The organism is Dietzia sp. 2505 (assembly GCF_040546785.1).
In the GTDB taxonomy this organism is placed as follows: Bacteria; Actinomycetota; Actinomycetes; order Mycobacteriales; family Mycobacteriaceae; genus Dietzia.
On sequence record NZ_JBEPON010000001.1, the window covers coordinates 478,871 to 503,799 of the forward strand.

Annotated in this window: 23 protein-coding genes; 18 read left to right on the forward strand and 5 right to left on the reverse strand. The window is 71.1% G+C overall.

The window, feature by feature from the left end; all coding sequences use genetic code 11:
- Positions 1-17: 17 nt before the first annotated feature.
- A complete protein-coding gene (locus ABIE38_RS02145) occupies positions 18-2,201 on the reverse strand; it encodes a RecQ family ATP-dependent DNA helicase (RefSeq protein WP_354053796.1) in 2,184 nt (727 codons plus the stop codon).
- 62 nt (positions 2,202-2,263) lie between these two features.
- Here ABIE38_RS02145 and ABIE38_RS02150 point away from each other — a divergent pair, with 62 nt between their 5' ends.
- Complete coding sequence (locus ABIE38_RS02150) at positions 2,264-3,307, forward strand: serine hydrolase domain-containing protein (RefSeq protein ID WP_354053797.1); 1,044 nt, start codon at positions 2,264-2,266, stop codon at positions 3,305-3,307.
- A gap of 42 nt (positions 3,308-3,349) precedes the next feature.
- Positions 3,350-3,961 (forward strand): class I SAM-dependent DNA methyltransferase, encoded by a 612-nt coding sequence (locus ABIE38_RS02155; RefSeq protein WP_354053798.1) that lies wholly within the window; start codon positions 3,350-3,352, stop codon positions 3,959-3,961.
- Between the two features lie 38 nt (positions 3,962-3,999).
- On the opposite strand, the gene gad is transcribed toward ABIE38_RS02155, so the two are convergent.
- Positions 4,000-5,418 carry a glutamate decarboxylase gene (gene gad / locus ABIE38_RS02160; protein ID WP_354054069.1) on the reverse strand — a complete coding sequence of 473 codons (1,419 nt, stop codon included), beginning with the start codon at positions 5,416-5,418 and terminating at the stop codon, positions 4,000-4,002.
- Positions 5,419-5,596: 178 nt separating this feature from the next.
- Here gad and ABIE38_RS02165 point away from each other — a divergent pair, with 178 nt between their 5' ends.
- The 12 genes from ABIE38_RS02165 to holA all read left to right on the forward strand — a co-directional run bounded on the left by ABIE38_RS02165 (position 5,597) and on the right by holA (position 17,546).
- On the forward strand, positions 5,597-6,481 hold the full coding sequence (locus ABIE38_RS02165) for an SDR family NAD(P)-dependent oxidoreductase (RefSeq protein WP_354053799.1): 885 nt from the start codon (positions 5,597-5,599) through the stop codon (positions 6,479-6,481).
- 44 nt (positions 6,482-6,525) lie between these two features.
- Positions 6,526-7,854 carry a glutamate-5-semialdehyde dehydrogenase gene (locus ABIE38_RS02170; RefSeq protein ID WP_354053800.1) on the forward strand — a complete coding sequence of 443 codons (1,329 nt, stop codon included), beginning with the start codon at positions 6,526-6,528 and terminating at the stop codon, positions 7,852-7,854.
- A gap of 58 nt (positions 7,855-7,912) precedes the next feature.
- Positions 7,913-8,794: an AAA family ATPase gene (locus tag ABIE38_RS02175; RefSeq protein WP_354053801.1), complete on the forward strand. Its 882-nt coding sequence runs from the start codon at positions 7,913-7,915 to the stop codon at positions 8,792-8,794.
- A 27-nt stretch (positions 8,795-8,821) separates the two neighbouring features.
- A complete protein-coding gene (locus ABIE38_RS02180; protein ID WP_354053802.1) occupies positions 8,822-10,252 on the forward strand; it encodes a vWA domain-containing protein in 1,431 nt (476 codons plus the stop codon).
- 56 nt (positions 10,253-10,308) lie between these two features.
- Positions 10,309-11,025 carry a nicotinate-nucleotide adenylyltransferase gene (gene nadD / locus ABIE38_RS02185; RefSeq protein ID WP_354053803.1) on the forward strand — a complete coding sequence of 239 codons (717 nt, stop codon included), beginning with the start codon at positions 10,309-10,311 and terminating at the stop codon, positions 11,023-11,025.
- Entirely contained in the window at positions 11,022-11,465 is a 444-nt protein-coding gene (rsfS, locus tag ABIE38_RS02190; RefSeq protein ID WP_354053804.1) for a ribosome silencing factor, read from the forward strand. The genes nadD and rsfS overlap by 4 nt, the downstream gene beginning before the upstream one ends.
- A 7-nt stretch (positions 11,466-11,472) precedes the next feature.
- Positions 11,473-12,174 (forward strand): histidine phosphatase family protein, encoded by a 702-nt coding sequence (locus tag ABIE38_RS02195; RefSeq protein WP_354053805.1) that lies wholly within the window; start codon positions 11,473-11,475, stop codon positions 12,172-12,174.
- A complete protein-coding gene (locus tag ABIE38_RS02200; RefSeq protein ID WP_354053806.1) occupies positions 12,171-13,001 on the forward strand; it encodes a DegV family protein in 831 nt (276 codons plus the stop codon). Before ABIE38_RS02195 ends, ABIE38_RS02200 begins: the two co-directional genes overlap by 4 nt.
- Positions 13,002-13,051: 50 nt before the next feature.
- Positions 13,052-13,999, forward strand: a complete 948-nt coding sequence (locus ABIE38_RS02205) for a ComEA family DNA-binding protein (protein ID WP_354053807.1) — start codon at positions 13,052-13,054, stop codon at positions 13,997-13,999.
- An 80-nt stretch (positions 14,000-14,079) separates the two neighbouring features.
- Complete coding sequence (locus tag ABIE38_RS02210; protein ID WP_354053808.1) at positions 14,080-15,444, forward strand: ComEC/Rec2 family competence protein; 1,365 nt, start codon at positions 14,080-14,082, stop codon at positions 15,442-15,444.
- A gap of 124 nt (positions 15,445-15,568) precedes the next feature.
- Positions 15,569-16,498 carry an SDR family NAD(P)-dependent oxidoreductase gene (locus ABIE38_RS02215; protein WP_354053809.1) on the forward strand — a complete coding sequence of 310 codons (930 nt, stop codon included), beginning with the start codon at positions 15,569-15,571 and terminating at the stop codon, positions 16,496-16,498.
- 70 nt (positions 16,499-16,568) lie between these two features.
- Positions 16,569-17,546, forward strand: coding sequence for a DNA polymerase III subunit delta (gene holA, locus ABIE38_RS02220; protein WP_354053810.1), 978 nt, complete (start codon positions 16,569-16,571; stop codon positions 17,544-17,546).
- A gap of 114 nt (positions 17,547-17,660) precedes the next feature.
- Here the strand turns inward: holA and rpsT are convergent, their stop codons facing one another.
- Together rpsT and ABIE38_RS02230 are read right to left on the reverse strand one after the other, a co-directional pair.
- On the reverse strand, positions 17,661-17,921 hold the full coding sequence (rpsT, locus tag ABIE38_RS02225; protein ID WP_179524952.1) for a 30S ribosomal protein S20: 261 nt from the start codon (positions 17,919-17,921) through the stop codon (positions 17,661-17,663).
- A gap of 250 nt (positions 17,922-18,171) precedes the next feature.
- A complete protein-coding gene (locus tag ABIE38_RS02230) occupies positions 18,172-18,720 on the reverse strand; it encodes a type II toxin-antitoxin system PemK/MazF family toxin (protein ID WP_354053811.1) in 549 nt (182 codons plus the stop codon).
- Between the two features lie 35 nt (positions 18,721-18,755).
- Between ABIE38_RS02230 and ABIE38_RS02235 the strand changes: the two genes are divergently transcribed.
- On the forward strand, positions 18,756-19,478 hold the full coding sequence (locus tag ABIE38_RS02235) for a hypothetical protein (RefSeq protein WP_354053812.1): 723 nt from the start codon (positions 18,756-18,758) through the stop codon (positions 19,476-19,478).
- A 58-nt stretch (positions 19,479-19,536) separates the two neighbouring features.
- A complete protein-coding gene (gene lepA, locus ABIE38_RS02240; protein ID WP_354053813.1) occupies positions 19,537-21,396 on the forward strand; it encodes a translation elongation factor 4 in 1,860 nt (619 codons plus the stop codon).
- 22 nt (positions 21,397-21,418) lie between these two features.
- Here the strand turns inward: lepA and ABIE38_RS02245 are convergent, their stop codons facing one another.
- The gene (locus tag ABIE38_RS02245) at positions 21,419-21,937 is read right to left on the reverse strand and encodes a CGNR zinc finger domain-containing protein (protein WP_354053814.1); all 519 of its coding nucleotides are present in this window, start codon (positions 21,935-21,937) and stop codon (positions 21,419-21,421) included.
- Positions 21,938-21,963: 26 nt separating this feature from the next.
- On the opposite strand from ABIE38_RS02245, the gene ABIE38_RS02250 reads away from it, so the two are divergent.
- Positions 21,964-22,785, forward strand: coding sequence for a TSUP family transporter (locus ABIE38_RS02250; RefSeq protein WP_354053815.1), 822 nt, complete (start codon positions 21,964-21,966; stop codon positions 22,783-22,785).
- 33 nt (positions 22,786-22,818) lie between these two features.
- Positions 22,819-24,927 (forward strand): M3 family metallopeptidase, encoded by a 2,109-nt coding sequence (locus ABIE38_RS02255; RefSeq protein ID WP_354053816.1) that lies wholly within the window; start codon positions 22,819-22,821, stop codon positions 24,925-24,927.
- Positions 24,928-24,929: the final 2 nt, after the last annotated feature.

Here is a 24,929-nt window from a genome sequence, read left to right on the forward strand (position 1 = left end):
GCTGCACACCCGTCGGGTCAGCCGGCGGTGGCCACCGCCAGAGGCAGGACGGCCGGGGCCCCGGCGGACCGCAGATGCCTGGCGGACTCAGTGGTCGTCCAACCCGTCCCGAAGAGATCGGTGACCAGCAGGACGGGCCCGGTGGGGTCGGTCTCCGGGCCGGCCAGTGTCCCCCACAGCTGGGCGACCCGGTAGGCCGAGTTCTGGGCGGTCACCGCGGGGAGCGCGACGTCTCGGGTGAGCTCCCCGAGGTGGTCCATGCGACCCATCTGCGCGAGCGCGCGGGCCAGACTCCCCACGAGGATCGGTCGCTCGCCCGTGAGCAGGGCCACCACGCCGGTGGGTCGTTCCTCCCACCCCCAGTCGCGCAGAACCGGAACGCAGGCACGGACCACCCAGTCGGGCGCCTCCTGGTCGGGCCCGGCGAGTAGTCCGCGAAGTTTCTGGCCCAGGCCGAGGTCGGTCAGTCGGGCCAGCGCGCGACCCTCGGCGGGGCCATCGGAGATCTTGCCTTTCAGCGGAACGTCCAGCCGCGCGAGCCCGGTGGGCCACTGACGTCGGGGAGGGAGGACGACGCCCGGACGCTCCAGTGCCTCGCGTGCCCGGGTCAGCGCACCGTCGTCGACGGAGGTCGACCTGCGATCGCCGGTGCAGTTGTCGCATCGTCCGCATCCGCCGGAGGCCGGGTCGAGAGTGGGGTCGTCGAGTTGAGTGCGCAAGAACTCCATCCGGCACGAACCGGTCCGCTCGTACGCGATCATCGCCTCCTGCTCCGACCGCCGGGCCTCGGCCAGCCCCGCGTAGCGCTGGGCGTCGTAGTGCCACTGTCGCCCTGTGGCGATCCACCCGCCCCGCACGCGCTGGACCGCGCCGTCCACGTCGAGCACCTTGAGCACCATCTCCAGCCGGGTCCGGCCCAGATCGACTGCGGGCTCGAGGGCCTGGGTCGACTGCGGCCGGTCGGGTTCGAGGGCGTCGAGCACCCGGCGGACCACCTCCTCGGGGGGAAAGGCCAGGGAGGCGAAGTGGTTCCAGATGGCCCGGTCCTCGGGGCCGGGCAGCAGGACCACCTCGGCCCGGTCGGCCGCACGACCGGCGCGACCGATCTGCTGGTAGTAGGAGATGGGCGACGGCGGGGCTCCGAGGTGGACGACGAAGCCCAGGTCGGGCTTGTCGAATCCCATGCCCAGCGCGGAGGTCGCGACCAGTGCCTTGACCTCGTTGTCCAGCAGCGCGCGCTCGAGCTCCTCGCGCTCGCCCGCGTCGGTGCGGCCGGTGTAGGCGCTCACACGGTGCCCGGCGGAGGTGAGCAACTCGGCCATGTCCTGGGCCGCCGCGACGGTCAGGCTGTAGACGATCCCGCTGCCCGGCAGGGAGTCCAGGTTCTCCACCAACCACGCCGCGCGACGCTCCGAGTCGTCGATCGCCACGACCGACAGACGCAGCGACTCCCTGTCCAACCCGCCCCGCAGGACGAGGGTCTCGGACGCCGCGGGGTCGCCCTCCTCCGAACCCGGGCGATCCGGCCCGCCCGGCCGTTCGCCCACACCGAGCTGCTGCGCCACGTCGCGCACCACCCTGTCGTTGGCCGTGGCGGTGGTGGCCAACACCGGCACGCCCTCGGGCAGATCGGCCAGCAGCGTGCGGATGCGCCGGTAGTCGGGCCGGAAATCGTGCCCCCAGTCCGAGACGCAGTGGGCCTCGTCGACCACCACCAGGCCGGCGTCCGCGGCCAGGGCGGGCAGCACGGTGTCGCGGAAGTCCGGGTTGTTGAGCCGCTCCGGGCTGACCAGCAGAACGTCCACCTCGCCGGCGCGGACCGAGGCCCGCACGTCGTCCCACTCGGTCATGTTGGCCGAGTTGATGGTGGCCGCCCGCACCCCGGCCCGCGCGGCCGCCTCGACCTGGTTCCGCATGAGTGCCAGCAGCGGCGAGACGATCACCGTGGGCCCCGAGCCGAGTTCCCGGAGCAGACGGGCGGCGATGAAGTACACGGCCGACTTTCCCCAGCCGGTGCGCTGCACCACGAGGGCTCGTCTGCGGTCGGCCACGAGCGCCTCGATCGCGGTCCACTGGTCCTCCCGCAGCGCCGCGCCCGGCCCGGCGAGCGCGGCCAACAGTTCGTCGGCGCGCGAGCGGAGTGCGTGACGGTCGGGTCCTGTGGTGGAGACGGCGCCGGGAACTGAGGTCATGTCGCCCATCGTGCACCACGGCTCCGACACTCGGGATGCGGTGGGCGGCCGGATGCCAGAGACTCGGTTCTGTGGACGGCGAGGATGTTCCGGCCGGGGCCCGGAGGAGCGACCGCTCGGGGCTCGTGGCCAGCGTGACCGAACGGTTGGCGCGTCGGCGAGTCGGACTCGTGGTCGGCGGCGGGCCGTCCGGGAACGTGTCGATCTCCTGTGGGGGCGACGACGGCCACGGAGGGGTCCCGGACGAACGCACGCTGTTCGAGATCGGGTCGATCACCAAGACGGTCACCGCGCTCCTGGTCGCCGACGGCGTGATCCGGAGGGATTGGCGGCTCGACACCCCTGTACGGGAGCTACTCCCGGCCGGGGTGCAGGTTCCGAACCGGGACGGGGTGCAGATCACGCTGCAGCACCTCGCGACCCACACCTCCGGGCTCCCGCGGTCGCCGGTGCGTCTCGGCCTCCGGGAGAATGTCGCATACCAGCGCACCGGCGCCGACCCGTACGCGGCGCTGACCGAGGACGACGTACTCCGGAGTCTGGGCGACACGCAACTGAAGCGGGTGCCCGGGAACGGCACGCCGGCGTATTCCAACCTCGGGTTCGGCCTGCTCGGTATCGCGATGACCACGGCGACCGGTCTGGACTACGGCACGCTCGTGCGAGAGCGGGTCTGCGGTCCGCTCGGGCTGGTGGACACCGTGGTCGACGCACACATGACCGCCGATCAGCGGCAGCGGATGGCGGTGGGATTCCGGAGTCGTCGTCGTCCCGCGGCTCCCTGGCCGCTGGCCGGATTCCCAGGCGCCGGTGCACTGCGGTCCACGGCCTCGGACATGGTCCGGTTCCTCTCCGCACAGGTCGGCCCGGGGGGCACCGCGCTCCGTGACGCCATCCGTCTCACCCACGCCACGCCACGGGGAGGGCCGGGGCAGATGGGGCTCGGGTGGCACCGTGCGGGGGACAGGACCCTGTGGCACAACGGCGGGACAGGCGGATTCCGGTCCATTGCCCTCGTCAGTCCCGCCTCCGGCACCGTCGTCCTCGCGCTCGTCAACCAGAACCGGGGCGTGGACCTGACCGCGTTCCGACTGATGCGGCGGCTGGACGCATGACATCGGCACCGGTCGAGGCGCGGCACGGCCATACTGGGTGACATGACGCAGACGTGGAAGACGATCGTGGACGCCGACCCCGGGCACTCGCATCGGTACGCGAAGCGGTGGGACGACATGGTGGCCGAGGGCGTGGACATCGACGGCGAGGCGCGGTTGATCGATGCGATGGCGCCGCGTGGCGCCCGAATCCTCGACGCGGGGTGCGGACAGGGGCGCACGGGGGCCTACCTCCACGGGTGCGGGCACCGGGTGACCGGTGTGGACCTCGACCCCCACCTGGTGAACCGGGCGCGGGAGCTGTGCCCTGACGCCTCCTGGGAGGTCGCGGACCTGGCAGGGGAGGGGTGGGCGGCCGGGCCGTTCGACCTGGCCGTTTCCGCCGGCAACGTCCTGGCGTTCGTCGACCCCGCGGACCGAGGCAGCGTGCTGGCCAATCTCGCCGCGCGTCTGGTGTCGGCGTCCGACGACGTCGAGGGACGACCCGGGCGGCTCGTGGTGGGGTTCGGTCTCGACCGTGGGTGGTTGCGTGAAGAGTTCGACGCCGACGCCCGCGAGGCGGGTCTGGAGCTGGAGCAGCGCTGGTCGACCTGGGACCTCCGTCCGTTCGACGAGGACAGCGGTTTCATGGTGGCCGTGCTGGTACGCCGATAGCTCAGGGCCGGTAGCCCCGGCCTCTCGCTCCTGTTCGCTCAGTGATGGAAGTGCGATCCGGCGCCCCTGCGCGGCATCGGTGAGTCGAGCTCGTCGAGGAACGACACCTCTCCGGCCAGGTCCTTGATCAGGGCCGACGCCAGATCGCGGCTGAGGCCGACGCGGACCACGATGCGCAGTACGGTCAGGTGCGCCAGATCGTCGGCCAGGGGATACGCGGGCACGAGCCAGCCCTTCATCCTGAGTCGATCCGACAGGTCGTAGAGGGTCCACGTCTCCGTGTACCCCTCCTTGAGCCGCCAGGTGACGACCGGGATCGTGTCGCCACGGCTCACCAACTCGAACGGGGCGAGCCTCCCGATCTCCGTGGACAGCAACTGCGCGACGTCGAGGGATCCCTGCTGGACCCGGCGGTAGCCCTCCCGGCCGAGCCGCAGGAACATGTAGTACTGTAGGAGCACCTGCGCCCCGGGTCGCGAGAAGTTCAGCGCCAGGGTCGGCATGTCGCCGCCGAGGTAGCTGCAGTGGAAGATCATGCTCTCCGGGAGGGCGGCCGTATCCCGCCACACGATCCATCCCACACCCGGGTAGACGAGCCCGTACTTGTGGCCGGAGGTGTTGATGGACGCGACGCGCTCGATGCGGAAGTCCCACTCCAGATCGGGTTGGCAGAACGGCGCGACCATACCGCCGGACGCGGCGTCGACGTGGATCCTGACATCGAGGCCGGTGGCCTCCTCGATCTGGTCGAGCTTCCCCGCGATCGCGGCGACCGGTTCGTAGGCGCCCGTGTAGGTGACGCCCATGATGGCGACCACCCCGATGGTGTTCTCGTCCACGTACTCCTCGAGATCGTGGCCGTCGAGCATCGGGTGCTCCGCCGAGATCGGCACCCAGCGTGGCTCGACCTCGAAGTAGTTGCAGAACTTCTCCCAGCAGACCTGCACGGCGGTCGAGAGCACGATGTTGGGGCGCTCGGTGGGCTCGTTCCGCGCCCTGCGTCCGGCCTGCCAGCGTCGCTTCAGCGCGAGCCCGCCCAGCATGCAGGCCTCCGACGAACCGATGGTCGAGGTGCCGATGGACTCCTCGACATCCGGCACGTTCCAGAGATCGGCGATCATCCTCCAGCACCGCTCCTCGATCGCCGCGGTCTGGGGGTACTCGTCCTTGTCGATCATGTTCTTGTCGACGGTCTCGGCGTACAGGCGCCGGGCCTCGTCGTCCATCCATGTGGAGACGAACGTGGCCAGGTTGAGCCGCGCGTTGCCGTCGAGCATCGCCTCGTCGTGCACGATCTGGTAGGCCGTCTCGGGAAGAGACTGGTCCCTCGGCAGTTCGAAGCGGGGCAGTTCTGTGGCCTCGCCCGGACGGACGAACACGGAGTTGAGGTCCAGTGACTCACCGCCCTCGTTGGTGGTGTGACGCGCTGTGGTGTGACGAGCGGTGGTGTGAGGGATCTCGGCCACTGTCTCTCCTCGGATCGGGACTCGTCCCGCGGTGACTCATCGGGTTTCAGAGTGTGCCACCGATCACAGGTGGTCGTCGTCGACTTCCCGAGTTGCGCCTGATCAGCGGTGATCAACACCGCGAACGGTATCGGCCCCGCTCGGCCCGCGGTCGCAGCACACTGGGCCCATGGGCGCACAGAAGTGGACCGTGGACCGCCTCCCGGACCTGACCGGTAAGACCGTCATGGTGACCGGCGGCACGAGCGGGATCGGCAGGGAAGCCGCTCGCGAGTTCGCACGTCGCGGCGCCCATGTGGTTCTCCCTTCCCTCACCCGCGCCGAGGGCGAGTCGGCAGCGGCGGAGATCGGCGGATCGACGGAGGTTCACGAGCTCGACCTGAGCCGCCTCGACGCCGTGCGCGGGTTCGCGGCGGGATACGCGGACCCGATCGACGTGCTGCTGGACAACGCGGGGCTCATGAGCAAGAGCCGCAGGGAGACCGACGACGGATTCGAGCTGCACCTGGGGGTCAACGTCCTCGGGCCGTTCCTTCTCACCGAGCTGTTGCTGTCGCGGATCCGGGAGCGGGTCGTGATCACCTCCTCTATGGCCCACGCCAAGGGGAGGATCGACTTCACCGACCCCCACTTCCGCCGGCGACGGTATTCCATGGCGGCGGCCTATGCCCAGTCCAAACTCGCGTGCATGCTGTGGGGACTCGACCTGCAGAACCGGCTCCACGCTGCCGGGTCGCCGGTGGACGTCCAGCTCGCGCACCCCGGGTTCGCCGCCACCTCGATCCTCGATCCGACGCCGTTCCCGAAGGTCAACTCGATCCTCACACTGCTCGGTCGCCGGATCGTGCCGACCGCGTCCGACGGGGCGCGACCCCTCCTGTACGCCGCGACGGAGACGCTCCCACCGGCCTCGTACACCGGCCCGTCGGGCTTGCGCCAGATCGCCGGGGCGCCGGGCCCGTGCGAGCGCTCCGCGCCCGCCGCTGATCCGGACCTCGCCCGCCGCTTCCGCGAGTTCGCCGTGCGCGAGACCGGGGCTGATCTCGCCGTCTGACAGGTCCCGTCGGGCTCCCCGGTAGCATCGGTAAGCTGGCGCGCATGACCACGAGCCACCTCGACGCCCCCGACCTCTCCGGCCAGACGGACGCCGATCGGCCCGCCCACGACCCGACGCCCGACGCCGCCGACGACCAGACGCGCGAGGCCGTCCGCGACGCGGCCCGGCGCGCCCGGACCGCGTCGCGTGACCTGGCACTGCTCACCGCGGAACGCAAGAACGCGCTCCTGCTGGCGGCGGCAGACGCCCTGGTGGCCGCACAGGCGGAGATCCTCGGGGCCAACGCCCGCGATATCGAGGAGCAGTCGGCGGAGGGTACCGGCGAGGCCATGCTGGATCGCCTCCGTCTGACCGCCGACCGGATCGAGGGCATCGCCGGTGGCCTCAGGCAGGTGGCGGGGCTGGCGGACCCGATCGGCACCGTCACCCGCGGCTCGACCCGTCCCAACGGTCTGCAGTTGCGTCAGGTGCGGGTGCCGCTCGGCGTGATCGGCATGATCTACGAGGGCCGGCCCAACGTCACCGTCGACGCCTTCGGCCTGGCGTTCAAGTCGGGCAACGCGGCGCTCCTGCGCGGGTCGCGCTCAGCCCGGCACTCCAACGAGGCGCTGGTGACGGTACTGAGGGACGTCCTGGGCCGTCACGACCTGCCGGTGGAGGCGGTCCAGTTGCTGCCGTCGGCGGACCGATCGTCGGTCACCCACCTGATCCAGGCGCGCGGTCTGGTCGACGTGGTGATCCCCCGGGGCGGCGCGGGACTGATCCAGGCCGTGGTGGAGAACGCCAAGGTGCCTGCCATCGAGACCGGCACCGGGAACTGCCACCTCTACATCCACGGGGACGCCGATCTCGACGAGGCGATCAGGCTGCTGCTCAACGGCAAGACCCGCCGCTGCAGTGTCTGCAACGCCACCGAGACGGTGCTACTCGACGAGGCCCTCGGCGACGCCGCCGTGGACCGCGTGGTGGGGGCACTGCAGTCCGCCGGCGTCACCGTCCACGGCGACCGCGAGGGCCTGGTCCCCGCCGACGACGTGGACTGGGGCGAGGAGTACCTGAGCATGGACATCGCGCTGAAGGTGGTCGACGGCGTGGACGCGGCCATCGACCACATCGCCCGCTGGTCCTCGGGGCACACCGAGGCGGTGGCCACGCGGAGTATCGAGGTGGCCGACGCGTTCTGTGCCCGGGTCGACGCGGCCGCGGTGATGGTCAACGCCTCCACCGCGTGGACGGACGGCGAGATGTTCGGCTTCGGCGCCGAGATCGGCATCTCCACCCAGAAACTGCACGCCCGCGGGCCCATGGGTCTCGAGGAACTCACCAGCACCAAGTGGATCGCCCACGGCAAGGGTCACGTGCGTCCCTGACGCGCGGCACCCGGGTCGACGGCCCACTACACGCGATTCCCACTGAAAGGACCCACCCATGGACCGAGCCCGGACCGCGCAACGACCGGCTTTCGAGAGCATCGACCACGTGATCGAGAGTCTCGGAACCCAGGGCTACCTGGCCGACCGCTCGACCGCGACAGTGGTGTATCTGGCCGACCGGCTGGGCAAGCCGCTGCTCATCGAGGGGCCGGCGGGCGTGGGCAAGACCGAGCTGGCCAAGGCCGTCGCCGCGGCCACCGAGGCCGAGCTCATCCGTCTCCAGTGCTACGAGGGCGTCGACGAGGCCAGGGCCCTGTACGAGTGGAACCACGCCAAGCAGATCCTGCGCATCCAGGCCGGCCAGGGGGAGGGATGGGACTCCACGCGGGACGACGTCTTCTCCGAGGAGTTCCTCCTGTCCCGGCCGTTGCTCACCGCCATCCGTCGCAGCGAACCCACCGTGCTGCTGGTCGACGAGGTGGACAAGGCCGACATCGAGATCGAGGGCCTGCTTCTCGAGGTACTCAGCGACTTCGCGGTGACGATTCCCGAGCTCGGGACGATCGAGGCGGTCCGCAAGCCGTTCGTGGTCCTGACCTCCAACGCGGCCCGCGAGCTCTCCGAGGCGCTCAAACGGCGCTGCCTCTACCTGCACCTGGATTTCCCGACCCCCGAACTGGAGCGCAAGATCCTCGGTTCGCGGGTGCCGGAGCTCGACGACCGGCTGGCCGAGCAACTGGTCCGGGTGGTCGGGGTGCTGCGCGCGATGGCGCTCAAGAAGGTGCCGAGCGTGTCCGAGACCATCGACTGGGGCCGCACCCTGGTCGCCCTGGGTCTGGACACGATCGACGACGACACCGTCCTGCAGACCCTCGGAGTGGTGCTCAAACACCAGTCCGACCAGCTCCGCGCGGCCGCCGAGCTGCGGCTCAACTAGCGTGCGGCGATCAGGAGGTCAGGCGAGATGACCACGCGTGCGCCCGGCGGGCTGTCCGGGCACCTCGTCGACTTCGTCGACGCCCTGCGCCGCAAGGGCATCCCCGTGGGGCCGAGTGAGGCGGTCGACGCGGCCGCGGCGATGGTCCACATCGACCTGCTCGACCGTGCGGCGCTCAGGGAGGCGCTCGCGGCCACGATCCTGCACAAGCCCACCCACCGAGGGGTGTTCGACCAGCTCTTCGACCTGTGGTTCCCCGCCGCGATCGGGGCGCACTCCGCCTCGGACGGGGTGGCGCTCGAGGTGGAGATCCCGACGGACGACGAGGGCAAGGTGGACCCGGAGGCGCTCAACGACCTCATCGCCTCGCTTCTGCTCGAGGACACCGAGGAGTCGCGGGCCAGGGCCCGGGCGTTGGCCGAGCTCCTGGTGGAACAGCTCGGCTCATACGACTCGGCGGGCGGTCCGCGCTACTCCGCCTACCAGGCTCTCAGTCCGCTGGACACCACCGCGATCATGCAGAAGATCCTCGACGGCCTGATGGGGGCCGATCCCTTCGACCCGGACGGTTCCAAGCGTCACGCCGAGAAGTCCGCGGCCGCCAACTCGGCGGCGGACATGGTGCGGGGCTTCCTGCGCGAGGTCGCCGACGAGACCCGGCGCCGCACCGCGGAGACGGTGGGTCGCGACCGGGTGGCCGACTACGCGGTGGGCCCCGCGGCGGAGCAGGTGGATTTTCTGCGGGCCAACGACCAGGACCTGCAGACGCTGCGACGGCGGGTGGGTCCCCTCGCCCGTCAGCTCGGTAGTCGCCTGGCCGCGCGACGTCGTCGTCACCGCCAGGGTGCGATCGACATGCGCAAGACGATGCGCCGGTCCATGTCCACCGGCGGGGTGCCGGTGGAGCTGGTGCTGCGCAAGCCCCGGCCTGCGCGGCCCGAGCTGGTGGTGTTGTGCGACGTGTCCGGATCGGTGGCCGGTTTCAGTCACTTCACGCTCCAGCTCGTGCACTCCCTGCGTGAGCAGTTCTCCCGCGTGCGGGTCTTCGCCTTCGTCGACACCACCGACGAGGTGACCTCGTTCTTCGAGACCGGGTCGGACCTGGGATCGGCGATGAGCCGGATGGTCCGCGAAGCCGAGATCGTGACCTACGACGGGCACTCCGACTACGGTCACGCGCTCGAGGGGTTCGCGGACCGCTACGCCCACACGCTCACCCGCACGGGTTCGCTGCTCATCCTGGGCGACGGGCGCAACAACTACCGCGACCCGTCCGTGGAGGCACTCGAGTTCGTCAGCGAGCGGGTCGGGCACACCCACTGGCTCAACCCGGAGCCCAGGCGGCAGTGGGGAACCGGCGACTCGGCGGCCAGGCTGTACTCCCAGTACGTCCCCATGCACGAGTGCCGCAACGTCGAGCAGCTCACGGCGGTCGTCGCGGGCCTGCTGCCCGTGTGAGGGCGCGGAGACGCGAGGGAGCGGAACGTGGTGCCGGACCGATAGACTCGGCGACCATGACCACGACGGGGACCGCCGCGGGCGCTGGACGCCGCATCGGAGTGATGGGCGGGACCTTCGATCCGATCCATCACGGTCACCTGGTGGCGGCCAGCGAGGTCGCCCACCGTTTCGGCCTCGACGACGTGGTGTTCGTCCCCACCGGGGAGCCGTGGCAGAAGCGGGGGCGCACCGTCTCGCCCGCCGAGGACCGTTATCTCATGACCGTCATCGCGACGGCCTCCAACCCCCGGTTCTCCGTCAGTCGCGTGGACATCGATCGCCGGGGCCCCACCTTCACCGTCGACACCCTCAGGGACCTGTTGCGGCAGAACCCCGGGGTCGAGCTGTTCTTCATCACCGGTGCGGACGCGCTGGAGAAGATCCTCACCTGGCGCGGCTGGGAGGAGATGTTCGAGCTCGCCACGTTCGTCGGGGTCTCCCGCCCCGGCTTCGAGCTGTCCGACACCCACCTCGCGGAGATCGGTGACGGGCGCGTGCACCTGCTCGAGATCCCCGCCCTGGCCATCTCCTCGACCGAGTGCCGACGGCGTGCGGCCGAGGACGCCCCGGTCTGGTACCTCGTCCCGGACGGGGTCGTCCAGTACATCGCCAAACGCAACCTGTACCGCCCCGAGGGCTCCACCAGGCTCGACGGGACCCCCGCCGCGACGGCTCCGGCACACCGCGAGCTCGTCCCCACCGACCACCACACCGAGGAGAACCATCAGTGACCGCTAGCCCCGAGGCCCTGGAGATGGCGGGCATCGCCGCCCGCGCCGCAGACGAGAAGCTGGCCACGGACATCGTCGTGCTCGACGTCTCCGGCCAACTCATCATCACCGACTGCTTCGTCCTGGCCTCGGCCGAGACCGAACGTCAGGTCAACGCCGTCGTCGACGAGATCGAGGACAAGCTCCGCGAGGCGGGGCACAAGCCACTGCGTCGGGAGGGCACTCGCGAGGGGCGCTGGGCGCTGCTCGACTACAACGAGGTGGTCGTCCACGTCCAGCACGTCGACGAGCGCGACTACTACTCGCTCGACCGTCTGTGGAAGGACTGCCCGGTCGTGGAGATCGAGGGCGTCGAGACCTCCGGGCGGCCGGAGTCCGCGACGAGCGGTGCCGACGACTCGCTCGCGCCGGAGGAGCCGCAGCGGGATCAGGGGCTCTGACACCGCGGTGACCCGTCGTCTCATCCTGCTGCGTCACGGTCAGACGCACTACAACGCCTCGCTGCGGATGCAGGGCCAGTTGGACACCGAGCTCAGCGAACTCGGAGTCCAGCAGGCCCACGCGGTCGGTCGCGCCCTTGCGCACCGCCGGCCGTGGACGATCCTCTCCTCCGACCTGCAGCGGGCACGCGAGACGGCCCTGGCACTGGCCTCGGAGGTGGGTCTCGACGTCCGGACCGACCCGCGCCTGCGCGAGACCCACCTGGGCACGTGGCAGGGGATGAGCCATTCCGAGGTCGACGAGCTGTGGCCCGACGCGCGGATGCGGTGGCGCAGCACCCCTCGGTGGTCCCCGCCGGAGGGTGAGAGCCGACTCGACGTGGCTCGGCGGACCCGCCAGGTGGTCGACGAACTCGTGGACTCCTCGCCGGGGTGGAACGAGCACCCGGCGGTCCTCGTGGCCCACGGGGGTGCGATCGCCGCCCTCACCGCCGCTCTGATCGAGCTGCCGGTCGAGCAGTACCCGATCTTCAACGGTCTCGGGAACACCTGTTGGGTGCAGCTGTCCGCGCACCCGCGGCCCGGGTCCACCTGGAGTGGGCAGTCCTCGACCCCGGAGATCGGTCCGACGACCGAAGGTGCACGCGATGTGCTCTGGCGACTCGATCAGTGGAATGCCGGTCTCACGCCCCCGGTGGTGCAGTCATGACCATCCGCCTGGTCACCGACTCGAGTGCCGACCTCCCCGAGGAGTGGGTCCGCGAGTTCGGCATCACCGTGGTGGGCCTGCACGTGGTCGAGGAGGGGGACCGGGCGGTCTCGACGGCCGCGGTGACCCCGGACGAACTGTCGGCGATCTACCAGGAACTCCTCGACGATCCGGACTGCACGGGCATCGTCTCCGTCCACCTCTCACGTGATCTCTCCCGCACCTGGGAGTCCGCCGCCGACGCCGCCACGAGATTCGGCGGTCGCGTCCTGGTCTCGGACTCCAGGTGCGCCGGGATGGCGTTCGGCGCAGCGGTGGCCCAGTGCGCCTGGGCCGCGAACAACGGGCTCGGTCTGTCCGCCACCTACGAACTCGCCGAGCGGATCTGCCGGGGAGCGTCCACCTTCGCCGCTCTGGAGTCGTTGGAGAGCCTGCGCCGGGGTGGCCGGATCAGCGCCGTCGCGGCCCTCTTCGGCAGCGCGCTGGCCATGCGCCCGATCATCGTGCTGCGTAATGGTTCAGTCGACCTGGCCGCCAAGGCCAGGACCACGACCAAGGCCCACGAGCGGCTGCGCGCGCTGCTGCGGGACGAGGTCGGCCGGGGAGACGTGCTGGTGGTCGTCCACCAACACGAGGCACTGGAGCGGGCCCGGGAGATGGCCACCGAGATCCGCAAGGAGACCCCGTTCCCCGAGCGGGTTCTCGTCGTCGATTTCGACGAGGTCCTGGCCTGGCACCTGGGGCCCGGCACCGTGGGGGTCTCGGTGACCGACCTCGTCGACACCGCATTCCCCATCCCACCGGTCTCTCCACAGGACGACGACTGAGAGACCCCCGCGGGGTCCGGGAGTGGCCCCCGCCGGGCTAGCTTCGGCCCATGTTCCCCGACACCCGGACCCGAACCGCGGAACCCGGTGATCCCGCCCGCGAGTCCGCGCTGCACAGGCTCACGAGTGTGACCGCGCCGGCGGGCCCGGCTTCCATCCCCTGGGCCGACGCGGATCCGGACGGGGCGAGACCCGAACGGGTCCCGCCCGAGCGGCCGGATCCGGCGGCGTGGGCCGACCCGCCGTGGTGGCGCCGGGTCCGGTGGGCCCCGGACAGGGTCGCCGGCATCGCGCTGGTCGTGGTGGTGCTGGGACTCGGCGGCTTCTCCGTCCACCGGCTCCTTGCCGCGGTGCCCGAGGGGCCACCGGTACCGGACCTCCCGCTGGCCACCCCGGGCGAGACGGTCCCGGCCGACGGCTCGTCGGCCCCGGGTGCCCCGGAGCCCCCGGCCGCGACCGGGGCGGCCACGATCGGGGCCGGCGGGCCCGACGAGCCCGACGAGCCCGTCGTTGTCTCGGTGGTCGGTCTCGTGGGCCGCAGCGGGTTGGTCACGGTGGCCCCGGGGGCGCGGGTGGCGGACGCACTCGACCGCGCGGGCGGTGTCCTGGACGGCGGCGACCGAGACGGACTCAACCTGGCCCGCAAGGTGGTCGACGGCGAACAGATCCTGGTGGGACTCGCACCGGGGCCCGACGGCCCGCGGGGGCCGCGCAGCGGGATCGTCGGGGCCGGCGACCCACCGGTGGACGGCGGGCCGGCACCGGCGGCCGCAGCCGCACCCGGCGCGCCTCCTGCGCCGGGTGGGGGACTGGTCGACCTCAACACCGCGGACGCCACGGCCCTCGAGACGCTGCCGGGGGTGGGGCCGGTGACGGCCTCGTCGATCCTGGCCTGGCGGGCGGCCAACGGTGCGTTCGCCAGTATCGATCAGCTGGCGGAGGTCGACGGCATCGGCCCGGTGACGCTCGCCCGCCTCCGGCCCCTCGTCACGGTGTGAACACCGCCGACCCGCCCGCAGGCCCGCCGGGCGGGCCGTGTCCGCCGCGGGCACCCGCCACTCGTGACCTCCGGTTGGTCGTGCCGACGCTCGCGCTCTTCGTCACGACCGCGGCCACCGTGGGGATGCGGCCGGCGGCGGCCTCCGCGCTCGCGGTCGTTCTGCTCGCCGCGGCGGTGCTCGCGGCGGCCTGGTCTGTGGCCGTCGGGTCCGCCGACCGGATGGACCACACGGCCCTGGGGGTGCTCGCGATGGCGTGCGCGCTCGGGGCGGTCGGCGCCGGGGTCCAGGCGGCGCGATCGCACGCCCTCGCCGCGCATCCGTTGGCCGCTCTCGTGGACACCCGCACCGGGGTCGAGGGCGTCGTGACAGGGTTCGACCGCCCGGTCCGCAGTGGTGGAGTGATGGTCCCGTTCCGGGTGGAGATCACCGGTTCCGGCGACTCGGCGCGCGCGGCCGAACTCGACGTGGTGGTCCTGGCCCCCGAGGGGTGGCGGGGTCTGCCGCCCGGGACGAGGGTGCGGGCCTCGGTCGCGGTGCTCGAACCGCGCTCGGCCGGAGACCAGCCCGGCCTGCGCGCCCTGACACCTCCGCGGGTGACGGGCGACCCGGGATCGGCTGGCCGTGCCCCGGCCGCGATGCGCGAGCGGTTGCGGGTGGTCTCGGGCCGGGCCCTCGAAGGGGAGGCGGCGGGATTGCTCCCGTCCTTCGTCCTCGGTGACGAGGGCGGTGTCTCCACCGAGACCCGCGATGCGTTCCGGGCGTCGGGCCTCGCGCATCTCGCGGCGGTGTCCGGGGCCAACACCACCTACGTGGTGGGGGCTGTCCTGCTGGCCGCCGCCGCACTGGGGGCCGGAAGGCGCGCCCGAATCGTCGCCGCGGGAGTGGCGCTCGCAGGCTTCGTCGCGGTGGTGGGCCCGGAACCCGCGGTGCTGCGGGCGGCCGGGACCGGGGCCATCGGACTGGCCGCCCTCAGCTCCCGCCGGACCGGCCGCCCTCTTGCTGCTCTGGCCGGCGTGGTGCTGCTGGTGGCGATGCTCGACCCCGCCACCGCGACCGGGGCCGGCTTCATCCTGTCGGTCACCGCGACCGCCGCGCTCGTGCTGTTCGCCAGACCAGTGGCCGTGCGTCTGCGTCGGCCGTGGATGCCGGCCACCGTCGCGGACGTGCTGGCGGTCTGCGTGGTGGCGCACCTGGCCACCCTCCCGGTACTGGTGGCCACCGGGTTGGAGACGGGCCCGTGGGCGCTGCCCGCCAACATCGCGGTGGCCCCGGTGGTGCCGCTGGTGACGGTGCTCGGGACCGCCGCCGCGGCTCTCGGGCCGGTGTGGGAGGACGGGGCCGTCCTGCTGGCGCGGGCGTGCGCCCCGGCGCTGTGGTGGCTCGAGACGGTCGCGGACGTCACCGTGACGCTGCCGGGATCGCCCGACGTCGCGCCCGGGTGATCCCGGCCACCGATCGGGGTCCCGCGCGCGCAACCGCATGCGGGTGGCACCGGATGCGCCCCACGCATGTGGCGCGCAAGATGGCCCGCACGGTACTGCCCCACGATCATGGCGAGGAGATGGTATGAGCGGAAACGATGACCTGAGGGGAAAGACCATTGTCATCACAGGCGCCTCGAGCGGCTTCGGGCGCGGGACAGCGGTGGCGCTCGGGGCAAAGGGCGCCCGGGTCGTCCTGGCCGCTCGCCGCGGTGACGTTCTCGGGAAGGTGGTCGAGGAGATCAGGGCGGCCGGCGGTTCCGCGCTGGCCGTGCCCACGGACGTCAGCGATCCTGAGGCCGTCGAACACCTGGCGGCTGCCGCCGAGGAACGGTTCGGCCCCATCGACGTGTGGATCAACAACGCCGCGGTCGGTGTGATGGGCCTGTTCTGGGAGGTGCCTCTCGCCGACCACGCCCGACTCGTCGACGTGGACCTCAAGGGCATGATCTACGGCGCCCACGTGGCGCTGCGGTGCTTCACCTCCCGAGGTCGGGGAGTGCTGATCAACGTGAGTTCAGTCGCCGGTGAGGTGCCGCTGGCCTACCAGTCCACGTACTCCGCCGTGAAGGCGGGGATCACGAGTCTCGGCCGGTCTCTCAACGAGGAGTTGCGCCTGGCCGGACTCTCGGATGCGATCGAGGTCGGCACGATCCTGCCCTGGGCGGCCGATACCCCGTGGTGGGACCACGTGGGCAACTACACCGGCCACGCCCCGCGGATGACGGCGATGGACGATCCCGACCTGATCGTGGACGCCATCGTCGACGCCTGCACGAACCCGGGCCGGGAACAGCCGGTCGGCCCCAAGGGCCGCGCCGCCCACGCATCGCACCGTCTGTTCCGCGAACTCACCGAGCGGTTGTCGGGGAAGCTCTCCGAGTCCGAGATCAGCAACGGCGCGGGCGTGCCCGACACCGCAGGTGCCATCCACGAGCCGGTCGCGGCCGGCACCGCGGTCCACGGGGACACGAGGGAGCGGATGGTGCAGGAGGACGCCGAGCGCCGGAGCTGAGGGTCGGCGGCGCGTTCCTGTCGGCGTGACGTGGCACGATGTCGAGTGGATACGACGACGAGGAGCGCCCATGACACCCGGCTCTGCACCCGGCCCGCTGCATCTCGTCCTGGGCGAGGACGAGTTCCTCACCGAGCGCGCCACCGCCGGCGTAGTGGCGGCCGTGCGGGCAGCGGCACCCCCGGGGGAGGATCCGCCCGTCGTCTCCCGCCTGGGTGGGCCGGAGGTCGGCGCCCCCCAGCTTTTCGAACTGCTCTCACCGTCGCTGTTCGGGGAGGCCCGGATCGTGGTGATCACCGGTGCCGCGGAACTGGGCAAGGACGCCCAGGCGGCGGTGATGGGGGCCGCCGTCGACCTGCCGGACCAGACGGTCCTGGTGGTCCAGCACACGGGCGGGGGTCGGGCCAAGACGCTCGTGCCGGACCTGCGTAAGGCCGGTGCGCAGGAGCACGCGGCCGGCAAGCTCTCCCGCCACATGGACGTGGTGGGATTCGTGCGCTCGGAGTTCCGGGGCCTCGACGTCCGGGTCGCCCCCGAGGCGTGTGAGGCCCTGGTGGAGGCGGTGGGCACGGACCTTCGGCAGCTGGCGTCCGCGTGTGGCCAGCTGGTGGCCGACACCGGGGGGAAGGTCGACGTCGAAGCGGTGCGCCGCTATCACTCCGGGGTCGTGGGGGTCAGCGGCTTCACCGTGGCCGAGCGCGCGGTCACAGGGGATGTGGCCGGCGCGATCGAGGCCCTCGAATGGGCCATGCACACGGGGGTCCCACACGTCGTGTTGGCGGACGCCCTCGCGGACGCCGTGAACTCGATCGCCATGGTGGGCACCCAACGGGGCACCCCGCCGGCTGAACTGGCGCGGCAGGGCCTGCCTCCATGGAAGGTCAAGAAGGTCACCGCGCAGACCCGGTACTGGTCCATCGACACCCTCGGCAGCGCCCTGCAGGTGGTGGCCCGCCTCAACGGCGAGGTCAAGGGGCAGGCGGAGGACACCTCGTATGCGCTCGAGCGGGCGGTGCGGGAGGTGGGGTCACTGGCGGGCGCCGCCTAGAACGCGACGAGGGCCCACCACGCGCACTCGACCGGTGCGGGGTGGGCCCTCGGAGCCTCATCGCGGCAGCACACACCGCGGGGCTGTGCTCCCCGGTGAGAGGAGCGGGTCGCCTCAGAGCGCGTTGACGGCCTTGGCGAGCGACGACTTCTTGTTGGCGGCCTGGTTCTGGTGGATGACACCCTTGGTGGCGGCCTTGTCGAGCTGACGCGAGGTCGCGACGAGAAGGGCACCGGCCTTGGCCTTATCGCCGGCCTCGGTGGCCTCACGCAGGCTGCGGATCGCCGAACGCAGAGACGACTTGATCGACTGGTTGCGGAGACGGTTGCGCTCGTTGGTGAGGTTCCGCTTCTTCTGGGACTTGATGTTTGCCACTGGTCACACCTTCGGTCGTGTGTCGACGGCTCCGCGGGGGATCCGGTCGATCTGATGTCATGTCTCTAGTCCGCTCGAACACGCGTAGCGCGATCCGGTGGACACCGACGACCCACTTTACCAGCGGCGGCGTCACCGGCCAAAACGCGCGACGAGCGGGCGCGCGCCCGCCGGGGCCCCGATCCGGACGCTCGCCGCCATCCGCGTCAGCGCCCGCCGCCACCGGTGTCGGTGCTCGCCGCCACGGGTGTCAGCGCCAGCCGTAGTCCGAGCGCAACCGATCCGCGACCCGTTCGAACGTCGCCCGGGAGCAGACGGCGCCCTCACGCCGAATACCCAGTTCGGGAACGTCGAGCACGCGGTCCAGGCGGACCCAGCTCGGTCGGCCCTCCGCGTCCCACGGGCCGGTGCCGAGCCCGAGCCACCCCTCGTCGTCGTCCCGCCTGTCCTGAGAGGAGAGCATGAGGCCGAGCAGTCGATCGCCGTCGCGGCCCACCACCAGGACCGGACGGTCCTTCCCGCGACCGTCGGCCTCCTCGAATTCCACCCACGTCCAGACGATCTCGCCCGGATCGGCCCGTCCGTCGAGGTCGGGCGTGTAGGAGAGCGTCCGCGCGCGACTCGACGTCGGCACGGTCCCCGACGTGGTGGGCCGCCCCGCCCCGACGGCCTCACGCGGCGCGGCGGAGGAGATCCCTCGATCCTCGAGTCGCCGACGCACCTCGAGGGCCACCGTCGGTCCGTACTTGCGGCTCATCCGAGCCGCGGTGCGACCCATCCGGGCCCAGTCGATCGCCATGTCCGCCAGGGTAACGGCATCTAGGATCCCGACCCATGGACATGCTCTTCGCGGTGGTGTGGTCGGACGACCCGGAACGTGCGGTGCCCGGGGCCTCCGGGTTGCGGTCGGAGATCGCCCGCGCGGTGGACGGTCCGCTCGCCGACCTCGGGGTGACCGAGTACGTGGTGAACGTCCGTGACGACGCGGTGGCCGGCGCGATGATCGACGTGCAGGTGACACCGAGGCCCGTGCTCGCGGCGGTCCGTTCGCGGGTGCCGGTGGCCTCGGGCACCGCGTGCGCCGGCGTCCTCGACGCCCTTCGCGGGCTGGGACCGGTCTCCGCGTGGTCGGTGACCGGATCGGAGCCGCTCCGCGTGCCGGAGCCGGGGGAGGACGGGAGGTGTCCCGGGATGGCCAACCTCGCCTTCCTGCGTCGCCCCGGGCGGCTGGATCGCGACGAGTGGCTGCGCGTCTGGCTCGAGGAGCACACGCCGGTGGCGATCGAGACGCAGTCCACCACCGCCTACACACAGCACGTGGTGGTCCGCGCACTGACCGAGGGCGCGCCGGAGATCGCGGGGATCGTCGAGGAGGTGTTCCCGATCGAGGCGGCCCGGGACCTCGGGGTGTTCTTCGACTCCCGGGGCAGCGATGCGAGGATGAGCGACAACATCAAGGCCATGACCGCCTCGACGGCCCGGTTCCTCGACGACGGCACGGTCGACGCGATCCCCACGGGACGGTACGTGATGCGTATCCGGAGTCCGCACGTGTGACAATGGGGTCATCGCCCGGTCGGACCGCACCCCGCCACGCCCGGGCCCGCCTCCAGGAGTGATCGAGATTCCCAACTTCGCAGAGACGACGTTCACCGATCCGGCCAGGATCAGGAACTTCTGCATCATCGCGCACATCGACCACGGCAAGTCGACGCTGGCCGACCGCATGCTGCAGATCACCGGTGTGGTCGAGGAGCGGCTCATGCGGGCCCAGTACCTCGACCGCATGGACATCGAGCGCGAACGCGGCATCACCATCAAGGCGCAGAACGTCCGCCTGCCGTGGGTGCCGCGCTCCGGGGCCCACGAGGGGGAGGAGATCGTGCTGCACATGATCGACACCCCGGGCCACGTGGACTTCACCTACGAGGTCTCCCGGGCTCTCGAGGCGTGCGAGGGGGCGATCCTCCTGGTCGACGCCGCGCAGGGCATCGAGGCGCAGACGCTGGCCAACCTGTACCTGGCCATGGAGAACGACCTCGAGATCATCCCGGTGCTCAACAAGATCGACCTCCCGGCGGCGGACCCGGACCGGTTCGCCGAGGAGATCTCCCACATCGTGGGGTGCGAGCCGGAGGACGTCCTGCGGGTGTCCGGCAAGACGGGCGTGGGCGTCGAGGAACTGCTGGACAAGGTGTGCGACGTGATCCCCGCGCCGGTGGGCGACCCGGACGCCCCGGCCCGGGCGATGATCTTCGACTCGGTCTACGACACCTACCGCGGCGTGGTCACCTACGTCCGGGTGTTCGACGGCACCCTGAATCCGCGCGAGAAGGTCAAGATGATGTCGACGGGGTCGACGCACGAGGCGCTCGAGGTCGGGATCATCTCGCCGGAACCCAAGGTGACCAAGGGGCTGGGCCCGGGCGAGGTCGGGTACCTCATCACCGGGGTCAAGGACGTCCGTCAGTCCAAGGTCGGTGACACGATCACCAGCGCCCGCGGCGGGGCGGAGGAGCCTCTTGCGGGTTACAAGGAACCCAACCCCATGGTGTTCTCCGGGCTCTACCCGATCGACGGGTCCGACTATCCGGTCCTGCGCGACGCCCTGGACAAGCTGCAGCTCAACGACGCGTCGCTCGACTACGAGCCGGAGACCTCGGTCGCGCTCGGCTTCGGCTTCCGCTGCGGATTCCTGGGTCTGCTGCACATGGAGATCACCCGGGACCGGTTGGAGCGGGAGTTCAACCTCGCCCTGATCTCCACCGCGCCGAACGTGGTGTACCGCGTGGTCGCCGAGGACGGAAGCGAGCACCAGGTCACCAACCCGTCGTACTGGCCCGAGGGCAAGCACCGCGAGATCTTCGAGCCGATCGTCAAGTGCACGATCATCGTGCCCAGCGAGTTCGTGGGCACCGTCATGGAACTGTGCCAGTCCAAGCGCGGAGAGATGAAGGGCATGGACTACCTGTCCGAGACCCGCGTTGAGCTGCGCTACGTCATGCCGATGGGCGAGATCATCTTCGACTTCTTCGACTCGCTCAAGTCCCGCACCAAGGGGTACGCGTCGATGGACTACGAGGAGGCCGGCGAGCAGGCGTCCGATCTGGTCAAGGTCGACATCCTGCTGCAGGGGGAGGCCGTGGACGCGTTCTCCGCGATCGTGCACCGGGACTACGCGCAGGCCTACGGCAACAAGATGACGGGCAAGCTCAAGGAACTCATCCCGCGTCAGCAGTACGAGGTGCCCATCCAGGCGGCGATCGGCGCGAAGATCATCTCCCGCGAGAACATCCGGGCCATCCGCAAGGACGTGTTGTCCAAGTGCTACGGCGGCGACATCAGCCGCAAGCGCAAGCTGCTCGAGAAGCAGAAGGAGGGCAAGAAGCGCATGAAGTCGATCGGCCGCGTGGACGTCCCCCAGGAGGCCTTCGTGGCCGCGCTGTCCGCGGACTCGAGCGCGGACAAGAAGTAGCGGCCGTCGGGTCCGCCCGGGCTCACGCCCAGGCCCTCGCTCTGTGCCGCCGCACGGCGGACCGGTTGGTGCAGCGGGTCGAGCAGTACCGTTTGCGTCCGTTGCGGGTGGTGTCGGCGAAGACGTCCGCGCAGTCGTCGGCCGCACACCGGGACAGCCGGTCGATGCCGCGTGAGGTCAGGTGGAGTGCGGTGCCCACGGAGAACATGGCGGTGAGCAATCGGGCGAACGAGACGTCGTCCGCGCGGTAGTGGACGTGCCAGTGGCCGTCGTGGTCGGTCAGTCGCGGCGGCGCGGAGTGGTCGGCGAGCAGCACGTTGAGGGCGTCGGCCCGCACGCGGGGGTCGGTGGTGTCGACGACGACGAGCCAGTGGTCGAGGAACGTCAGTACCTCCGCGAGGTCCGCGTCGGACGCCCCCCGGTCGATGGTCACCCCCGATTCGCGGCAGCGGTCCACCAGTTCGCGGGTGCTGCGGGGGCGGCGGTTCGCCAGGTCGGCGGCGAGGGTCACCGGATCGGCCCCGTAAGGGTTGATATACACAAACCGATTACAGCACAGTACTCGGTATGCCTCAGTCATTCGCGGGTCTGGCCGCGTCCCCGGCCGTGGGGGTCTCCGTGTGGGTCCTGGCCGCGCTCGTGCTGGCCGCGTTCGTCGCCGGTTGGGTCGACTCGGTGGTCGGCGGGGGAGGACTCATCCAACTCCCGGCCCTGGTCCTCGGGCTGCCCGCGGATGCCTCGACCCCGGAGATCCTCGGGACCAACAAGCTCTCCTCGGTCGCCGGGACGCTGGTCGCCTCCGTGACCTATCTGCGCCGGATCCGGGTGCCGGTCGGGATGGTGCTCCCGCTGGTGGTCGCGGCGTTCGCCGGCTCAGCCGCGGGGTCATCGGTCGCCAGGTTCATCCCGAGGGACCTGCTCACGCCCGTCGTCCTGGTGGCCGTGATCGTGGTGGGCGCCTACACGTGGTTCCGGCCCACCATGGGACGCACCCACGAGAACCGGTACACCGGGTGGGCGCGCATCTGGCGTTCGGCGCTGATCGGCCTGCTGATCGGGTTCTACGACGGGGTCCTGGGGCCGGGGACCGGGTCGTTCTTCGTGATCGCGATCGTCGCGTTCCTGGGCTTCGGATTCCTGCAGGGGACGGTGGCGGCCAAGCTCGCCAACCTCACCACCAACATCGCCTCGATCCTGGTGTTCGGCATCCACGGCGAGGTGCTGTGGATCATCGGCGGCTGCATGGCGGTGGCCAACCTCACCGGTGGGTACATCGGCGCGCGCATGGCGATGAGGCACGGCAACGAGTTCATCAGGGTGGTGTTCCTGGTGGTCATCGGCATCCTGGCGGTCAAGCTGGCGTGGGACACGGTGGCCCAGTGGACGTGAGGCGTCCCGGGGAGCCGACGTAGACTCGCCGGCATGACCCTCCCGAGCTCCGAACCCGGCCGCCACCCGCTGCTCGACGAGTCGCCGTTGCCGTACGGGCTGCCTGACTTCGCGGCGATCGACGAGGCGGAACTGGAGCCGGCCATCCGGACGGCGATCGACGACCACGCGGCCGAGGTCGCGGCGATCGTGGCCAACCCGGAGCCGCCTTCCGTCGCCAACACGGTCATCGCCCTAGAGCGGTCGGGCCAGGCCCTCCACCGGGTCCTGTCCGTGTTCTACGGGCTCCTCGGTCCGGATGCGACCCCCGCCCGGCTCGACGTGGACCGGGTGGTCTCACCGATACTGGCCGCCCACGGCTCGGCCGTCATGACCGATCAGGGCCTCCACGCGCGGGTCGACGCCGTCCATTCGGCACTGGAGGCGGGGGAGCTGGAGGTGGACGACGAGACCGAGCGTCTGATCCGTCGGCATCACCGCGACCTCCTCCGGGCGGGAGCGGGACTCGACGAGGCGGGCCGCGAGCGGCTGACGGCGATCGACACACGGTTGGCCGAACTGACCACGGCGTTCGGGGAGAATCTGCTCGCCTCCACCGCCGAGCTCGCCGTCCCCGTGACCGATGAGGCCGAGCTGGCCGGGCTGCCCGCGTCCATGCGCTCATCGCTCGCCGCCGCGGCAGGGGAGGCGGGACGCGAGGGCTGGCTCATCCCGCTGGGACTGCCCACGGTGCAACCGATCTCCGCGTGGCTGGACCACCAGGGTCTGCGGCGGCGCGTCATGGAGGCCTCGCTGCGACGGGGTTCGACCCCGGAGCACGACAACTCCCCGATCGTCCTGGAGATCATCCGGCTCCGCGCCGAACGCGCGCACCTGTTGGGACTGGGCTCCCACGCCGAGCACGTACTCGCCGTGGAGACGGCCGGGTCGCCGGAGGCGGCACGAGGTCTGCTTCTCGACGTGGTCGACGCCGCCGTCACCAATGCCCGCAACGAGGCGAAGGACCTGCTCGGCGGGGAGGACCGCGAGTTGAACCCGGCCGACTGGGCCTGGGAGTCCGAGCGGCTTCGCGCCGACCGCTTCCAGGTGGATGACGCACGCGTCCGGCCGTACTTCGAGCTCGAGCGGGTGCTGCGTGACGCGGTCATGCACTCGGCCTCCGAGCTCTACGGCCTGCGCTTCGCGGAGCGGACGGACCTGCGCGGTTTCCTCCCCGACGTCCGGGTGATCGAGGTCTTCGACGACCAGCGGGACCAGCCCGACGCCGGGATCGGTCTGCTGCTCCTCGACTACTACGCCCGTCCGACCAAGCGGGGCGGGGCCTGGATGAGTTCGTTCCGCGACCAGTCCCGGCTCCTGGATTCGCGTCCCGTCGTCGTCAACGTCATGAACCTGTCCCGCCCCGCGGCAGGTGAGCCGACGCTGCTCACCATGGACGAGGTCACCACGATGTTCCACGAGTTCGGGCACGCCCTCCACGGCCTGCTGTCGGACGTGGAGTACCCGGTGTTCTCCGGGACCTCGGTGCCCCGCGACTTCGTCGAGTTCCCCTCGCAGGTCAACGAGATGTGGGCGCGCCGGCCGGAGATGCTCGCCCGGTACGCCCGGCACGTGGAGACGGGGGAGCCGATCGCCGAGGATCTCGTCGGGCGCATGCGGGAGGCCGAACGCTTCGGTGAGGGGCAGGCCACCGTCGAGTACCTCGCGGCCGCCCTGCTCGACCTGGCCTGGCACTCGCTGACCCTCGAGGAGGCCGAGGCGGTCACGGACGTCGACGAGTTCGAGGCCAGGGTGCTGGCCGAGGCGGGACTCGACGTCCCCGGCGTCGAGCCCAGGTACCGGTCGCGGTACTTCCAGCACATCTTCGCCGGCGGGTATTCGGCCGCCTATTACTCCTACTTCTGGGCCGAGGTGCTCGACGCGGACGCCGCGGAGTGGTTCGCCGAACGTGGCGGACTCCAGCGGTCATCGGGGGACGCGATGCGCCGCGAGGTGCTGTCCCGCGGCGGGGCGATCGACTTCCTCGACGCCTACCGGGCGATGCGCGGGTCGGACCCGAGTCCCTCCGCGCTGCTGCGTCGTCGGGGCCTGGACAGTTCGGTGGTGGGTGGCCGCGAGGTCGCGACCGCCGGCCGGTCGTAGGA

Bases quoted from the DNA above. Each gene is read 5' to 3' on its own strand.
- ABIE38_RS02250 (WP_354053815.1), top strand. From the start codon at position 21,964: ATGCCTCAGTCATTCGCGGGTCTGGCCGCGTCCCCGGCCGTGGGGGTC.
- holA (WP_354053810.1), top strand. From the start codon at position 16,569: ATGACACCCGGCTCTGCACCCGGCCCGCTGCATCTCGTCCTGGGCGAG.
- ABIE38_RS02230 (WP_354053811.1), bottom strand. From the start codon at position 18,720: ATGGCGATCGACTGGGCCCGGATGGGTCGCACCGCGGCTCGGATGAGC.
- ABIE38_RS02200 (WP_354053806.1), top strand. From the start codon at position 12,171: ATGACCATCCGCCTGGTCACCGACTCGAGTGCCGACCTCCCCGAGGAG.
- ABIE38_RS02145 (WP_354053796.1), bottom strand. From the start codon at position 2,201: ATGGGCGACATGACCTCAGTTCCCGGCGCCGTCTCCACCACAGGACCC.
- ABIE38_RS02180 (WP_354053802.1), top strand. From the start codon at position 8,822: ATGACCACGCGTGCGCCCGGCGGGCTGTCCGGGCACCTCGTCGACTTC.
- nadD (WP_354053803.1), top strand. From the start codon at position 10,309: ATGACCACGACGGGGACCGCCGCGGGCGCTGGACGCCGCATCGGAGTG.
- ABIE38_RS02175 (WP_354053801.1), top strand. From the start codon at position 7,913: ATGGACCGAGCCCGGACCGCGCAACGACCGGCTTTCGAGAGCATCGAC.
- ABIE38_RS02215 (WP_354053809.1), top strand. From the start codon at position 15,569: ATGAGCGGAAACGATGACCTGAGGGGAAAGACCATTGTCATCACAGGC.
- ABIE38_RS02255 (WP_354053816.1), top strand. From the start codon at position 22,819: ATGACCCTCCCGAGCTCCGAACCCGGCCGCCACCCGCTGCTCGACGAG.
- ABIE38_RS02205 (WP_354053807.1), top strand. From the start codon at position 13,052: ATGTTCCCCGACACCCGGACCCGAACCGCGGAACCCGGTGATCCCGCC.
- ABIE38_RS02165 (WP_354053799.1), top strand. From the start codon at position 5,597: ATGGGCGCACAGAAGTGGACCGTGGACCGCCTCCCGGACCTGACCGGT.
- ABIE38_RS02155 (WP_354053798.1), top strand. From the start codon at position 3,350: ATGACGCAGACGTGGAAGACGATCGTGGACGCCGACCCCGGGCACTCG.
- ABIE38_RS02235 (WP_354053812.1), top strand. From the start codon at position 18,756: ATGGACATGCTCTTCGCGGTGGTGTGGTCGGACGACCCGGAACGTGCG.
- ABIE38_RS02170 (WP_354053800.1), top strand. From the start codon at position 6,526: ATGACCACGAGCCACCTCGACGCCCCCGACCTCTCCGGCCAGACGGAC.